This is a genomic window from Anaerovibrio sp. JC8, assembly GCF_002100115.1.
GTDB lineage: Bacteria > Bacillota > Negativicutes > Selenomonadales > Selenomonadaceae > Anaerovibrio.
Genome location: NZ_ANBM01000001.1, coordinates 303,029 through 317,613 on the forward strand (window position 1 = coordinate 303,029; position 14,585 = coordinate 317,613).

The 14,585-nt window shown below is 48.0% G+C and carries 15 protein-coding genes; all 15 read right to left on the reverse strand.

What is annotated here, in order from left to right; translation table 11 throughout:
* Positions 1-3: 3 nt before the first annotated feature.
* The 15 genes from sdhB to ispE all read right to left on the reverse strand — a co-directional run bounded on the left by sdhB (position 4) and on the right by ispE (position 14,474).
* Positions 4-759 (reverse strand): succinate dehydrogenase iron-sulfur subunit, encoded by a 756-nt coding sequence (gene sdhB / locus D081_RS01395; protein WP_027397329.1) that lies wholly within the window; start codon positions 757-759, stop codon positions 4-6.
* 17 nt (positions 760-776) lie between these two features.
* On the reverse strand, positions 777-2,531 hold the full coding sequence (sdhA, locus tag D081_RS01400) for a succinate dehydrogenase flavoprotein subunit (RefSeq protein ID WP_051533339.1): 1,755 nt from the start codon (positions 2,529-2,531) through the stop codon (positions 777-779).
* Positions 2,532-2,631: 100 nt separating this feature from the next.
* Positions 2,632-3,252: a succinate dehydrogenase gene (locus D081_RS01405; RefSeq protein WP_085022346.1), complete on the reverse strand. Its 621-nt coding sequence runs from the start codon at positions 3,250-3,252 to the stop codon at positions 2,632-2,634.
* A gap of 47 nt (positions 3,253-3,299) precedes the next feature.
* On the reverse strand, positions 3,300-3,857 hold the full coding sequence (locus D081_RS01410) for a Fe-S-containing hydro-lyase (protein WP_085022347.1): 558 nt from the start codon (positions 3,855-3,857) through the stop codon (positions 3,300-3,302).
* 17 nt (positions 3,858-3,874) lie between these two features.
* Complete coding sequence (locus D081_RS01415; protein WP_027397325.1) at positions 3,875-4,717, reverse strand: fumarate hydratase; 843 nt, start codon at positions 4,715-4,717, stop codon at positions 3,875-3,877.
* Between the two features lie 216 nt (positions 4,718-4,933).
* Positions 4,934-5,677 carry a ribonuclease PH gene (gene rph, locus D081_RS01420; protein WP_085022348.1) on the reverse strand — a complete coding sequence of 248 codons (744 nt, stop codon included), beginning with the start codon at positions 5,675-5,677 and terminating at the stop codon, positions 4,934-4,936.
* A 58-nt stretch (positions 5,678-5,735) separates the two neighbouring features.
* Positions 5,736-6,404, reverse strand: a complete 669-nt coding sequence (locus D081_RS01425; protein WP_085022349.1) for a F420-0:Gamma-glutamyl ligase — start codon at positions 6,402-6,404, stop codon at positions 5,736-5,738.
* Between the two features lie 14 nt (positions 6,405-6,418).
* Positions 6,419-6,979: a hypothetical protein gene (locus tag D081_RS01430; RefSeq protein WP_085022350.1), complete on the reverse strand. Its 561-nt coding sequence runs from the start codon at positions 6,977-6,979 to the stop codon at positions 6,419-6,421.
* A gap of 35 nt (positions 6,980-7,014) precedes the next feature.
* Entirely contained in the window at positions 7,015-7,431 is a 417-nt protein-coding gene (locus D081_RS01435) for a thioesterase family protein (RefSeq protein WP_085022408.1), read from the reverse strand.
* Positions 7,432-7,558: 127 nt separating this feature from the next.
* Entirely contained in the window at positions 7,559-9,064 is a 1,506-nt protein-coding gene (locus D081_RS01440; RefSeq protein WP_085022351.1) for a Na+/H+ antiporter NhaC family protein, read from the reverse strand.
* A gap of 141 nt (positions 9,065-9,205) precedes the next feature.
* Positions 9,206-10,372, reverse strand: coding sequence for an aminotransferase class I/II-fold pyridoxal phosphate-dependent enzyme (locus tag D081_RS01445; protein WP_085022352.1), 1,167 nt, complete (start codon positions 10,370-10,372; stop codon positions 9,206-9,208).
* A gap of 72 nt (positions 10,373-10,444) precedes the next feature.
* The gene (locus D081_RS01450) at positions 10,445-11,395 is read right to left on the reverse strand and encodes a ribose-phosphate pyrophosphokinase (RefSeq protein WP_085022353.1); all 951 of its coding nucleotides are present in this window, start codon (positions 11,393-11,395) and stop codon (positions 10,445-10,447) included.
* Between the two features lie 106 nt (positions 11,396-11,501).
* Positions 11,502-12,869, reverse strand: coding sequence for a bifunctional UDP-N-acetylglucosamine diphosphorylase/glucosamine-1-phosphate N-acetyltransferase GlmU (glmU, locus tag D081_RS01455; protein ID WP_085022354.1), 1,368 nt, complete (start codon positions 12,867-12,869; stop codon positions 11,502-11,504).
* Between the two features lie 37 nt (positions 12,870-12,906).
* The gene (locus D081_RS01460) at positions 12,907-13,593 is read right to left on the reverse strand and encodes a GntR family transcriptional regulator (protein WP_085022355.1); all 687 of its coding nucleotides are present in this window, start codon (positions 13,591-13,593) and stop codon (positions 12,907-12,909) included.
* Between the two features lie 2 nt (positions 13,594-13,595).
* Complete coding sequence (gene ispE, locus D081_RS01465; protein ID WP_233127382.1) at positions 13,596-14,474, reverse strand: 4-(cytidine 5'-diphospho)-2-C-methyl-D-erythritol kinase; 879 nt, start codon at positions 14,472-14,474, stop codon at positions 13,596-13,598.
* Between the last annotated feature and the right edge of the window lie 111 nt (positions 14,475-14,585).

Consider the following 14,585-nt stretch of genomic DNA (forward strand, 5'->3'; position numbering starts at 1 on the left):
AAATTACTTATTGAAAATGTTCTTAAGAGCCTGCTTATTCACATCGCGGTTCAGCTGTGCAAGATAAGTAGTCAGCTTAATGTTCTTAGGACAAACCTCTACGCAGTTCTGGGAGTTACCGCAGCTGGTGATACCGCCCTTACCCATAAGAGCCTCAAGACGCTTTTCCTTGTCGAACTTTCCAAGTGGATGGAGGTTGAACAGGTAAGCCTGTACGGAAGGAGAAGCACCGATGAAGTCGGACTGAGGTCCAACATTAGGGCAAGCCTCCAGGCAGCAACCGCAAGTCATGCAGTGAGAAATCTCATAAGCAGTGGTTGCAGTGTAAGGATTCTGGATAGGAGCATCCTTAACTTCCCAGGAGCCATCAACCTCAACCCAAGCCTGTACGCGCTTGAGGGACTCGAACATTACGGAACGGTCAATGAGGAGGTCACGGATTACAGGGAATGTTCTTGCTGGCTGCAGACGGATTGGCTGCTCCAGCTCATCGATCAGTGCGCAGCATGCCTGACGAGCACGACCGTTAATAACCATCATACAAGCGCCGCAAACCTTCTCCAGACAGTTGCACTCCCAAACTACTGGAGCAACCTTCTTGCCATCAGTAGTTACAGGGTTCTTCTGGATTTCCATCAGGGAAGCTACTACATTCAGAGCAGGACGATATGGAATCTCGAACTCCTGAGTGTAAGGCTTGCTGGTAGGGCTATCCTGACGCTCAATAATAAACTTAACTGTTTTCTTCTGTTCTGCCATTCTATTTTATCCCCCTATTACTCTTTCTTTGCAACAGCGTAGTTACGAGGACGTGCCTTAATGAGGGAGTGCTCGAACTCCTCATAAGTTACAACTGGCTCCTCAGTTGCTGCATCAAAGCTTACAACGGATGTAAACATGAACTTCTCATCGTTACGAGGATAGAACTGCAACTCGCCATCCTTCTCGATGCGCTTGCCATTTTCATCCAGCATAATCTTTGCATGTGCACCACGGGACTCATCACGGGAACGAGCAGACTTGGTGATAGCCATAGCGTAAATAATCATGTTACGGAGCTGACGAACGAACATAGCCTCCTGGTTAGCCCAGTTGCCATGGTCAGTTACACCGATGTTCTCCCAACGCTTCAGGATTTCCTTCAGCTTGCCGAGACAGATATCCAGACCGTTGTTATCACGCTCGATGGATACATACTCGTACATGATCTCGCCCATTTCCTGATGGAGCTTATGAGCATTCTCAGGACCGTTCATCTGACGGATCTTGTCATACTCATCCTGAACCTCCTTGCGTGCAGCCTCGATCTCAGCATCGGTAATCTCGCACAGCTTGGATACATTCTCCTTGGCCCACTTCATAGCCTCTGGACCGGAAACGGTGCCGGAGTAAGCAGCGGACAGCAGAGAGTTAGCACCAAGACGGTTTGCACCGTGATACTGATGGTCGCACTCACCGGAAGCCATGAGGCCAGGAATGTTGGTGAAATGCTTTCTATCTACATAGATACCGCCCATGGAGTAATGAACGGAAGGGAAAATCTCCATTGGAACCTTACGAGGGTCCTTACCAACGAACTCAGTGTAGATCTCGATGATACCGCCCAGCTTGCGCTCCAGATAATCTGCAGGAATGTGGGACAGATCGAGGTATACACGACGGTCATGGTTGATACCAAGATCCATGTGTACGCAAACCTTGAAGATAGCACGGGATGCTACGTCACGAGGTACCAGGTTACCATAAGCAGGATACATATCCTCGAGGAAGTACCAAGGCTTACCATCTCTGTAAACCCACACACGACCACCCTCACCGCGGCAAGCCTCGGACATCAGACGGTTCTTATCGGAGCCTGGGATAGCGGTTGGATGAATCTGAATGAACTCAGGGTTAGCAATCTTTGCGCCCTGCTGATAAACTGCAGAAACTGCAGAACCATTACAAATAGTGGAAGCGGTGCAACGGCCAAATACCTGACCAGGACCACCAGTTGCAAGAATAACAACATCAGACTTGAAAGCCTTGATTTCCATGGAGTTCATGCTCTGAGCAATGATACCACGGCAAACGCCATTCTTATCCTTGAAAATCTTTACGAATTCCCAGAACTCGTACTTGGTTACGCCGCCCTTAACTTCCCAACGACGAACCTGCTCGTCAAGAGCATAGAGGAGCTGCTGACCAGTGGTGGAACCAGCAAAGCAAGTACGCTTATTCTTCTGGCCACCGAAGTTACGGAGGTCAAGAACGCCTTCTGGAGTGCGGGTGAAAGGTACACCCATACGATCGAACATTTTAATGAGCTTTGGAGCTGCCTCAACCATGCCCTTAACAGCCAGCTGGTCAGCCAGGAAGTCACCACCATATACGGTGTCATCGAAATGCTCATAAATGGAATCGTGCTCACCCTTGGTATCCATGCAGGCATTAATACCGCCCTGTGCACAGAGGGAATGAGAACGCTTTACTGGGCAGTAAGAGAATAAATCTACTTCGCCGCCAGCCTCACAAATTTTAAGGGTAGCCATCAGACCTGATAAGCCGCCACCTACTACAATAATCTTATTTTTAGCCACGTAGGTTCTCTCCTTATAAATAAATCTTTACTACTACGACACTCTTACTCTATTACATGAAGTAAGAAGACATGAATGCCAAAGTGAACAGGCACATGAGCACGCACAGGCCCATGGCAGCCTTGTCAACCACACACTGGGAACGAGGTCCCTTGGTGATACCCCAAGTCATGCAGAAGGTAGTGATACCATTGCAGAAATGGAAGATTGCAGCAAACATACCGAGAGCGTACAGAGCAAATACAACTGGGTTAGCCAGAGTGGACTGAACCAAAGCATAGCTGATGTGCTCACCCATAATGCCCTTGGTGTAAATACGAAGGTAACCAACATGCCAGATGAGGAATACTACCATGTACCAAGCAGTCCATCTCTGGAGGGCGAACTTCCAGTTACGGGAATAACCGTAGTCGCTAGGGTTGTTGTTAGCCTGCAAAGCAATGTAGATACCGTAGATACCATGGAACAGAATAGGTACAGCGTACAAGCAAATCTCAATGCCAAGGAAAATTGGCTGAGGTATCTGCTCCATCATTGCCAAGCCGTTGTTGAACACCTCAGGGCCACCCATTGCTGATGCATTTGTAAGCAAATGCTCAATCAGCACACCGCCGAGCAGTACAAGTCCGCACAGGGAATGCAGTCGACGAAGATAAAAAGATACGTTAATCATTCTTGACCTCCTAAAATTTTCTTTCACACAGGAAAGTATTTATGTAATTATAACTTACGATATGGTTTCTGACCAATCTCGTAATAGTCATTACCCTCAGAATCGATAACCACGATTGCAGGGAAATCTACAACCTCAAGAGCTGCAAGAGCCTCTGGGCCCAGCTCAGGGTAAGCAATAACGGTGTACTTTTTAACGGACTTTGCAATGAGGGCAGCAGCACCGCCAACAGCAGCGAAGTAAGTAACGCCGTTCTTCTTCATGGATTCAACCACCTCTGGGGCACGGGAGCCCTTGCCAATCATACCCTTGATACCCTGCTCAAGCATGGTAGGGGTATAAGCATCCATACGACCAGCAGTAGTAGGACCGCAGGAGCCGATTGGGTCCCCTGGCTTAGCAGGTGTAGGACCAAGATAGTAAACGATCTGATTGTTCCAGTCGATTGGCAGCTTCTCGCCACGAGCCAGAGCCTCAGTCATAACCTTGTGTGCAGCATCACGGGCACTGTAGATAGTACCGGTAATAAGCACGCTGTCGCCAGCGCGGAGCTTGCGGGAATCCTCTTCTTTAAGAGGAGTAGTTATACGAATTGTCTCAGCCATTATATAAACCTCCTATATTAAAGAACACGATGGGAATGACGGCAAGCATGGCAGCAGATGGTAACTGCTACTGGCAGGCCGGCAATATGAGTAGGACCCCACTCGATGTTTACAGCCAAAGCGGAAGTAGTACCGCCAAGCTGAGGACCGATACCGGTCTTGTTAATAAGGCCGAGGAGCTCGTTCTCCAGTGCTGCATAATCAGGATGAGCATTGCGCTCAGTGATTTTACGCATGAGAGCGCGCTTGGAAAGATAAGCAGCCTGATCCATGGTACCACCAATACCAACACCAACTACCATTGGTGGGCATGGGTTGCAGCTTGCATGCTGAATAATGTCAAGAACGGCCTTCTTAACACCTTCAACACCATCCGCAGGAACCAGCATCTTGATGCCGCCCTTGTTCTCGGAACCAAAGCCCTTGCAGGTCAGCTCAATCTTAAGCTGATCACCTGGAACAATCTTGGTATAAATAATAGCCGGAGTGTTGTTCTGAGTATTCTTGCGGTCGAATAAAGGCTCAGCAACAACGGACTTACGGAGATAACCCTCAGTGTAGCCCTTGGCAACGCCAGCGTTAATAGCTTCTGTCAGATCGCCACCTTCGATATGAAGATCCTGACCTACTTCCAGGAAAATAATGGTCATACCAGTATCCTGGCAGATAGGACGATCTTCAGCTCTAGCAATCTCAGAGTTGCGAATGATCTGGTCAAGAACAACCTGACCAACTGGAGACTCTTCAGTCTCACGGCCCTTCTTAAGAGCTTCATACACGTCCTGAGGTAAATAGTAGGCAGCTTCCTTGCACATCTGCGCTACTTCTGCTGTGATCTGTTCAACATTGATCGTACGCAAATTAAACCCTCCCTAAAATAAAAAATTACACTCGCATACATATCTTATATTATCACACTTTAAATATGCTTTCAAGCCAATAACCACAAGGGTTTACCCCCAAAAAAGTGAATGGCATTCGTAATTTTCTTCCGATTGTCTGACAATTCAGTGATAATCAGTGTTTATAGAATATGCACCCCATCATTAGTGTTTTATTACAAGCCAAAAACTTTTTTATTCCCGGCCCACCTTCCACACCAAATCATGCCCAAGAATGTCCTTTTCATAGGAAATCAGCTCGTCGGTGCCCTTTTCTGCCAGCTCCAGCAGCTTGTCCATTTCCTCACGGCTGAAAGGTCTCCCCTCGCCGGTTCCCTGGACCTCCACAAACTGGCCCATACCGGTGCGAACCACGTTCATATCCACAATGCAGCTGGAGTCCTCTTCATAATTCAAGTCAAGCACTGGCTCACCCTCAGCATTAATGCCCACACTAATAGCAGACAGAAAATCCTTTACCGGAAATGGCTTGGTTCCATCATAAATGGTGGCACAGGCCTCCACCACCGCAATAAATGCGCCGGTTATGGAGGCAGTACGGGTACCGCCATCAGCCTGGATAACATCACAGTCAACAGTGAGTGTTCTTTCCCCCAAAGCCTTCAAATCCATTACAGAACGCAGGCTACGGCCAATAAGTCGCTGAATCTCCTGGGTGCGGCCGGTCTGTCTCCCTCTGGCAGCCTCTCTGGAGGTACGGGTATTGGTAGCACTTGGCAGCAGAGAATATTCAGCAGTGAGCCACCCCTCACCAGTTCCCTTTAAAAAGCTGGGCACACGATCCTCAATGGTGGCGGCACAAATCACCTTTGTATTGCCCATTTCAATAAGCACGGAGCCGGCGGGATGAATCTGAAAATGTCGGCTTATATCATATTTGCGAAGCTGGTCATTCTTGCGGCCATCTTTTCTTTCCATTATTTTTCCTCCTTAAAAAAATCCCCGCCACCTATGCTGGCGACGGGGCACAAAAATCTTAGCTGTTCTGTTCCTGATACTGTCTGAAGTTCTTGATAATAACGATTGGGGTCTTCTGGGAAGCGTTACCAAAAGGATTATCAATAAGCAGGTTTGCGGCCATAAGACCATTAAGGCCCTTGGACTCACCAACCACACGGGAACGCTTCAAATCATTTACGTCCGCAATAAGACCGCCGAAGCAGCCCAAACGCTCCTTCAGTTGCTCAACCACCTTGTCAGGGTCCTTTGGACCGTAAACAATATGCTTGTCAAATGGTGGCATGGTACCGGTAACATCATCAATCAGGGCAGTCTGCTCGCCACCCCACTTGTAAAACAGGCCTTTTAAGCCCACAATTTTTCCCAAAAAGCCAACAAAAAGAGCTGCGGCCACCCGCCATTTGCCCTCCACATCCATCAAGGACTGCATGCCGTGTGGGGTGGCCAAGGAGCCATAATCAGGGATAAACCGGCAACAAAACTTTGCCACCTTGGTAATTTTCAATTCCTCAGGACGCACGGCCCGGCCCTGAGTAATGGCCACAACACTTTCCGCCACGGAAATAACATCATCAGGACCAATCTTGTCCTTGGTATAACGCTCTACTGTATCAATAATGTCATCCTTATCAGTAAGAATTCTGGTAGGGATTGGAATCAGTTCAATTTTTGCATCATTACTCATATCAAATGCCCTCCTTATGCTTCAACCAGTTCAGTACCAGCGATTTTGGCGATTTCCGCTGCCGATACCCCGATACGAACCTGACGGTAATGAGCCTCCATGCGGCCAGCTTCCAACCAAATAATCAGGAAATTGAAGTCAGGCATCTTGGAAATGGCTTCCTTAATTGTCATGCCATGACGGGCAATGAGCTTAATCTGGGCCTTAATGGTAGCGCGGTCAAGATCCTTTCCATATCCCTTCCGCTGAATGATATAAGCCTCGAAATAATCATCCTCACGGGGAGCGGACAGGAGCTCCCCATGCCCTCTTGTTTCAACGCCATCATACTGCTCATAAGGGAGCTGTGGGCGAACAAAGCAGTCCATCAATACGCCACACTGCTTGCCTTCATTTACAAATTCAATATTGGTGCTGAAGGTCAGACTATCCTCAGTCTGCTCATCCACCTCAAAAGCACTGCGGCTGTCCACCTTGGCAATGATATTCTCCACGCCCATTTGACAGAAATATACCTTCACCAAAATCACCGACAAAGCCACAACAGCTATAATACACAATAAAACGGTTTCCATAAATATACCTCCAAAGTTGCTAATGCTATTCCTTATCAGTCCAGCATTGCTTTCAATTTGTTATAGTAATCCTCCGGCAAACGGGTAATTTTACCAGTTTCCATGGAAGTAAATACATTCTGGGTCCTGCCAGTTACCAGCAAGGTATTATCGGTCGCCCGCAAAATACGGTAGGTAAAGGCCATCTTTGCCTTGGTCAGAGCCTCCGGTGCTGTCTCAATAATCAGTTCATCGTCAAATTTAGCTGAATTGACATACTTGGCACTGACCTCAGTAATTGGGAAAACATAGCCGTCAGCCATAAGCTGATTAAGAGTTATCCCAGCTTCCCGCAGAAATTCCACCCGGCCGATTTCAAACCATCTGATGTAGTTGGAATGATGAACAACAGCCATGGCGTCCGTGTCATAAAAGTTTACCTTGTGACGTATAGTGGTAACCACTTCATACATCTCCTTCACTTTCTTTATTCTTCCTTCAAACTAATTAAGAATAAATCAATACGAATTTAATGTCAAGAAAAAAGGATGTACCAAAAGGGATTTCTTCCCTTGGCACATCCTGTAATTTTATGATTTTTTAGTGATCCACATCCACCGGCTTAACCTTGGCACAGATAATCACCATAACCACAGCCAAAATAGCCGCAGCAGTGGCCAGACCTGCCCAGCCATTCATGGTGTAGCCGTCAACGATATAGCCCACAAAGCTGGCACCAGCCACAATGAGTACATACGGAATCTGGGTCCCCACATGGTCCAGATGGCTGCATTGGGCACCGGCAGAAGCCAAAATGGTGGTATCGGAAATTGGGGATGCATGGTCGCCGCCTACAGCACCGGACAAAATTGCTGCCACAGTAATAGCCAGCATATTTGCATCATTTGGTCCAATAACAGCTACTGCGATTGGAATGAGAATACCGAAGGTACCCCAGGAGGTACCAGTGGCAAAGGCCAAAATAATAGCTACCACGAAGAAGATAACTGGCAGGAACATTACCACATCGGTGTTGGCACTAACCAGCATACCAACATAGCCGCCCAGATTCAGATACTTCTCACTGCAAATACCAGACAGGGTCCAGGCAAAGCAGAGAATCAGATTGGCAGGAGTCATGGCCTTGAAGCCCTGTACAAAGGTCTCGCAGAAGGACTTGAAGGAAATAACCCGCCGTGGCAGATACAGCAAAGCCGTGAATACAAAGGCAGTAAAGGAACCGAATACCAAGCCCTTGGAGCTGTCGCAATCCGCAAAGGCCTCGGCAATGGTCTTGCCCTCATTGATACCGCCAGTATAAAGCATACCATATACACAAGCCGCAATGAGTACAAGCAATGGCAGTACAAGGTCGATAATGCGGCCGTTGCCGGTAGGCCCCTCCTGCTCGCTGTCACGATATTCCTTAGGAACGATAAAGTTCTCCTGATTTTTCTTTACATAAGCCGCCATAGCGAACACGTCCCGCTGGGAAACAATGATGAATACCATAAACACCATGGTCAGCAGGGCATACAGATTAAATGGAATGGTCTGTAAAAACAGGGCAAAGCCATCAATTTCGCTGTTCTCCGGCAGGGAAGAGCCAACAGCGGCTGCCCAGCTGGAAACAGGAGCCAGGATACAAATCGGTGCCGCAGTGGCATCAATTATATAGGCCAGCTTGGCCCGGGAAATCTTAAACTTGTCCGTAATCGGACGCATTACAGTACCTACAGTCAGACAGTTGAAGTAATCGTCGATGAAAATCACGATACCCAAAAATGCGGTCAGCAGCATGGCACTGCGACGGCCCTTGATATTCTCTGCAGCCCATTCACCGTAGGCCCGGGTAGCACCGGAACGGGTAATGGCCGCCACGATAATACCGAGAATTACCAAAAAGACCAGTATATTGACGTTGCCCCCCACCTTGTCGGCCAGCACATCAAACATAGTCATGACTGCCTCAATAACATTGAAATTTGTATATAACAAAGCACCGGATAAAATACCGATAAGCAGTGACATATACACTTCCTTTGTCGCCAATGCCAGCACAATAGTGATTATAGGTGGCAATATTGACCATACAGATTCTACCATGTGTTTTTCCTACTTTCTTTTATATTAAGAATAAATACTCGTTTATTTTAATACAAAATAAATTATTTTACAACTAAATATGTATATTTTGGACATTTAATATAACATTTCGGCATAACATAAGTCCATTGACAGACTACATTAAGCAAAAATACCAGATTTTTTTACTTCATCCACTGCCCGCTGCATATCCTCCTCGGACTGTACCAGAGCCATGCGGACATAGCCTTCCCCGGAAGGTCCAAAGGCACTGCCCGGAGTTACCAGCACACCGGTCTTGTCCAACAGGTCCTTGACAAAGGCCTCAGAGCTTTCATACTGAGCCGGGATTGGGGCCCAGACAAACATGGTTCCCGGTGGCTTGTCCATAGTCCAGCCAGCTGCAATCAGGCCATCACAGAGTACGTCACGACGGCGTTCATAGGCAGCTCTGGTTTCCGCCACTATGGACTGATCCCCAGAAATAGCTTCAACAGCTGCAGCCTGAATTGGCAGGAACATGCCGTAATCCATATTGGATTTTAAAGTTTTCAGCATTCCCACCACCTTGGCATTGCCTAAGCAATAGCCAATGCGGGCTCCGGCCAAACCATAGGTCTTGGACAGGGAATTAAACTCCACGCCCACCTCCTTGGCTCCCGGCAGCTCCAAAAAGCTGCCCCAGGTGCGGCCGTCAAATACCAGCTCACTGTAGGCATTGTCATGAAGCACAATAATGTCATATTTCCTGGCGAACTCAATAAGCTCCTTGTAAAACTCAATTGGTGCCATGGCCGCCGTCGGATTATTAGGATAGGACACCAGCATAAATTTTGCCTTGCGGGCCACTTCCTCCGGAATATCCTGCAGCTGAATAACATAATTATTCTCTTTTTTCTGAGGCATATAATAAAGCTCCGCCCCGGCAATCCGAGGTCCGTCCGCGAAAATCGGATAGCATGGGTCCGGAACCATCATAATATCCCCCGGGTCCAAAATAGACAGGGCAATATGGGCCAGACCGTCCTGGGAACCCAAAAGGGAGCAGATTTCCGTATCCGGATCCAGCGTCACATTGTAGCGACGCTTATACCACTGGGCCACTGCATCCAGCATATACTTTCGGTCAGAGATAGCATATACATAATTGGACGGGTCCATTACCGCCTTGGCCATGGCCTCCATAATCCGCTTTGCCGGCGGAATATTTGGTGCGCCAATACTAAGGTCAATTACATTCTTGCCGGCGGCCACCCGCTGTTTACGCATTTCTGCCAATCTGGAAAAGACTCCTTCGCCGAACTGGTCCATTCTTTTTGCAAATTTCATCCATATCACCCCAAAATCCAGTAATAAACGAAAAGGGCGAACCGAGATTCGCCCCTTAGCATTATTAAGTTATTATTTGAAGAGCTTACTTACAGAGCCATTGTTGTAGATACAATCAATGAACTCAGCCAGCATTGGAGCCAGAGAAATGCTCACAATCTTGTTGGACTTCTTCTCCGGAGCCAATGGAATAGTATTGGTTATAACAAGCTGCTTAATAACAGAGTCATTGATACGCTGTACTGCAGGATCAGTCAGAATACCATGGGAGCAGCAGGCATAAACCTCCTTGGCACCCAGCTTCTTGAGGGCCTTGGCACCCTCGCACAGGGAGCCGGCGGTATCAACCATATCATCAATCATAATACAGGTCTTGCCCTTAACGTCACCAATAAGGTTCATAACCTCGGCACAGCCAGGACGTGGACGACGCTTCTCCACGATGGCAATGCCTACATCCAGAAGGTCAGCCATACGGCGGGCACGGGTAACACCACCCAAATCAGGGGATACAACGATAGCATCCTGCAAATTCAGTTCCTTGAAATAATCTGCCATGGCAGGAGCAGCTGCCAGATGGTCCACCGGAATATCAAAGAAGCCCTGAATCTGACCAGCATGCAGGTCAACAGTAACAACACGGTCCATGCCGGCAGACTGCATCAGGTTGGCCACCAGCTTGGCAGAAATTGGCTCACGGCCGCGGGTCTTACGGTCCTGACGGGCATAAGCATAGTATGGTACTACAGCAGTTACGCTATGAGCAGATGCACGCTTACAAGCATCAGTCATGATGAGAAGCTCCATCAGATTCTCATTAACTGGCTGGCTGGTAGGCTGGATAATAAAGATATCCTTGCCGCGAATACTTTCACTGATCATAACCTGGATTTCACCATTGTTGAAATGACCCACCTGAGCCTCGATAAGACTGATACCGAGGTGCTCAGCGATTTCCTGGGCCAGCTCAGGATTCGCATTACCAGCTAAAAGACGCATGTTACTCTTTGCAGATTGTGACATTTGTTATAAAGCCTCCAAACTTTAATAAAACATTATTCATTTTAGGAAATTGCCTCTTGGAAAATTTCCGTATATATATTATCAGTAAACCACTGAAATATCCACTTTAATTTTTACGTTTATCTGCCCAACCGGAAATATTTTTCTGGTGAGCCCGGGCAATGGCCAGATCAGATGCCGGAATATCCTTGGTAATAGTGGAGCCGGCACCAATATAAGCACCCTCCCCAACAGTTACAGGAGCCACCAGGGCAGTCTGACAGCCTACGAAGGCATTATCACCAATAACAGTGCGATGCTTGTTCTTGCCGTCGTAGTTTACGGTAACAGTACCACAGCCACAGTTTACATGGCTACCCACATCAGCATCACCGATGTACTGGAGATGTGGCAGCTTGGTGCCCTCACCGATATTGGAGTTCTTCACCTCAACGAAGTTGCCAATATGAACATCCTTGCCAATATGGGTATTAGGACGAAGATGAACGTAAGGACCAAAATCTACACCGTCATCCACAACACAGTCATGACCATAAGCAAAATGGCCTTTTACGCCATCACCAATGGTAACATTGCTGAAACGGCAATTAGGGCCGATTTCACAGTTGGCACCAACCTTGGTTTTGCCTTCAAGCCATGTGAATGGATAAATTACTGTATCAGGCCCCACTTCAACATCAGCATCAACAAAGGTGCTGTCCGGATCCATAAGGGTTACGCCATTATCCATCAGCTCAATGTTCTTACGGCGACGCAGAATCTTTTCTGCACCAGCCAGCTGAACCCGGGAATTGATCCCCAGGGTGGACTCAAAATCATCGGCAGCAACAGCCCAAATCTTTTCGCCCTGCTCACGGAGAATACCAAGTACATCCGGGAGATAATACTCGCCCTGGGCATTATCGCAGCCCACCTTTTCCAGAGCCTTGAACAAATCCTGACACTCGAAGCAGTAAATGCCGGAATTAACTTCCTTCACCTGGCGCTCTTCCTCAGTGGCATCCTTCTGCTCCACAATGCGGGCCACATCCCCCTCAGGAGTGCGGATAATACGGCCATAGCCGGTGGCATCCGGCATAATGGCAGTAAGCACAGTGGCCTTGGCACCAGCGGCCTTATGTCCTTCATAAAGCTTGCTGATAAGGTCAGCAGTAACCAATGGGGTGTCACCGCACAATACCATAACAGTACCATTTTCCTTGGCAAGAAGTGGGGCTGCCTGCTGTACTGCATGACCAGTACCCAGCTGCTCCGCCTGTACCACGAACTCCGCCTGATCGCCGATGGCTTCCTTTACGGTTTCCCCGCCAAAGCCAACTACAACAACATTCCGCTTGGAGCCGGCCTTGGTTGCCGCATCCAAAACGTGCTGCAGCATAGACTTGCCTGCAACCTTATGTAAAACCTTTGGCAGCTTGGACTTCATTCTGGTTCCCTTGCCAGCTGCTAAAATTACTGTTACTAAATCCAGCATTAATAATTGCCTCCAATTAATTGATATCTTAAATAATTTATTCCTTGTTCTTCATGGCTTCCATGCTCTCAAGAAGCGTCTGCTCAGACTTTTCCATGTGATACTCGGCTGCCGCCCTGGCTTCTGCCACATCTCCCTGGGCAATGGCCTCCACAATGCGGCGGTGCTCCTCCAGAGTAGCCTTTAAGCGTCCTGGGAATGCCATGGAAGTAGAACGGAAGCGGGTAAGCTGTTCCCGCAGATTGAAAATTATCCCTACCAAACGGGAATTACGGCTGGCCTGATATAAAAGGTCATGGAACTCCGTATCACATTCCACGATTTTATCCATGTCATTTTCTTCGATGTAGCCGCCGATGGCCACCAAAAGGCGCTGCAGACGCTCCAGCTCCTCATCGGTAATGCGTTCTGCTGCCAGGCCACTGGCCAGTGAATCAAGGGAGGTACGTATCTCAAAAACCTCGTTTACATCCCTGATGGACAGATTGGCCACATAGGTCCCCCGGCGAGGCATCATAATAACATAGCCCTCCAGCTCCAGCTTGCGGATTGCCTCACGGACCGGGGTACGGCTTACGCCCAAATCCTCAGCCAGCTGGCTTTCCATCAATCTTTCGCCGGGCTTCAGCTTCCCCTTGCGAATAGCATCCCGCAGGGTTTCACAAACCACCTCACGGAGAGGCTGGTAACTATCCAATTTAATAGGTGATAATTTTGTATCCATAATCAACCTCTATTTCTGCCAACAGTTTTTGCTGTAAATACAGCCGCCTCACTGTCAATATTACGGATTGCCTCTGCCATTTCATTGGCCACTGCTTCATCAGGTGCCAGGCCAAACACAGTCGGTCCGCTGCCGGACATCATGCTGGCCAGCGCCCCCTTGTTCAGCATTTCCTGTTTATATTTGTCTATAATGGCATGCTTGTTAATAGTAACACTTTCCAGCACATTACACAACAATTTACTTGCAGATAAAATATCACCTTGTACAATAGCCTTTATCATTGCCGTATTATCAGGGTGTGGACCATCATAACCGGCATCATAGGTCTTGTAGGCCCAGGCAGTGGACACACCCACCTTTGGCTTGGCCAAAACCACATCCACCTCGGGGAAATCCGGCAACCGTTCCAGAATCTCTCCCCGGCCGGTGGACAGCATGGTGCCGCCCATTATGCAGAAAGGAATATCGGACCCCAGCTGAGCTCCCAGCTCACACAGCTTTTCTTCGGACAGCTGCAACTCATATAGCTGATTCATGCCCTTTAATACTGCTGCCGCATCTGCAGAGCCTCCGGCAAGCCCGGCGGCAATAGGGATATGCTTGTCCAGCTTTATGCTGACACCTGTTTTCAGGCCACATTCCTTTATAATCAGCTCTGCTGCCCGATAGCAAAGATTGGTCTTGTCTGCCGGCAAATCTGAACCGGGGATTTTCAGCTCAATGCCGCTGTCCCTTTTTTCCAGATACAGATTATCATGAAGGCTGACCTCCTGCATGACCATGGCCACCTCATGATAGCCATCAGGCCGGGTTCCCAGAATATCCAGAGTCAGATTAATTTTGGCATTCGCCTGTATTTCGATTTTATCGGAACTCAATGTTCCCACTCCTTTTAGAAATATACTGTATACATTTTTCCATCAGTAAATTCTATCATATTTTGACAAATTTCATCAACAAAAAGGCCCAGAACATTATAAAACAACGTT

Coding starts and splice junctions, on each gene's coding strand:
- D081_RS01450 (WP_085022353.1), bottom strand. CDS start 11,395: ATGTCACAATCTGCAAAGAGTAACATGCGTCTTTTAGCTGGTAATGCG.
- D081_RS01445 (WP_085022352.1), bottom strand. CDS start 10,372: ATGAAATTTGCAAAAAGAATGGACCAGTTCGGCGAAGGAGTCTTTTCC.
- sdhB (WP_027397329.1), bottom strand. CDS start 759: ATGGCAGAACAGAAGAAAACAGTTAAGTTTATTATTGAGCGTCAGGAT.
- sdhA (WP_051533339.1), bottom strand. CDS start 2,531: ATGGCTACCCTTAAAATTTGTGAGGCTGGCGGCGAAGTAGATTTATTC.
- D081_RS01410 (WP_085022347.1), bottom strand. CDS start 3,857: ATGGCTGAGACAATTCGTATAACTACTCCTCTTAAAGAAGAGGATTCC.
- D081_RS01430 (WP_085022350.1), bottom strand. CDS start 6,979: ATGGAAACCGTTTTATTGTGTATTATAGCTGTTGTGGCTTTGTCGGTG.
- D081_RS01435 (WP_085022408.1), bottom strand. CDS start 7,431: ATGTATGAAGTGGTTACCACTATACGTCACAAGGTAAACTTTTATGAC.
- D081_RS01460 (WP_085022355.1), bottom strand. CDS start 13,593: ATGGATACAAAATTATCACCTATTAAATTGGATAGTTACCAGCCTCTC.
- D081_RS01425 (WP_085022349.1), bottom strand. CDS start 6,404: ATGAGTAATGATGCAAAAATTGAACTGATTCCAATCCCTACCAGAATT.
- rph (WP_085022348.1), bottom strand. CDS start 5,677: ATGGAAAGAAAAGATGGCCGCAAGAATGACCAGCTTCGCAAATATGAT.
- D081_RS01405 (WP_085022346.1), bottom strand. CDS start 3,252: ATGATTAACGTATCTTTTTATCTTCGTCGACTGCATTCCCTGTGCGGA.
- glmU (WP_085022354.1), bottom strand. CDS start 12,869: ATGCTGGATTTAGTAACAGTAATTTTAGCAGCTGGCAAGGGAACCAGA.
- D081_RS01440 (WP_085022351.1), bottom strand. CDS start 9,064: ATGGTAGAATCTGTATGGTCAATATTGCCACCTATAATCACTATTGTG.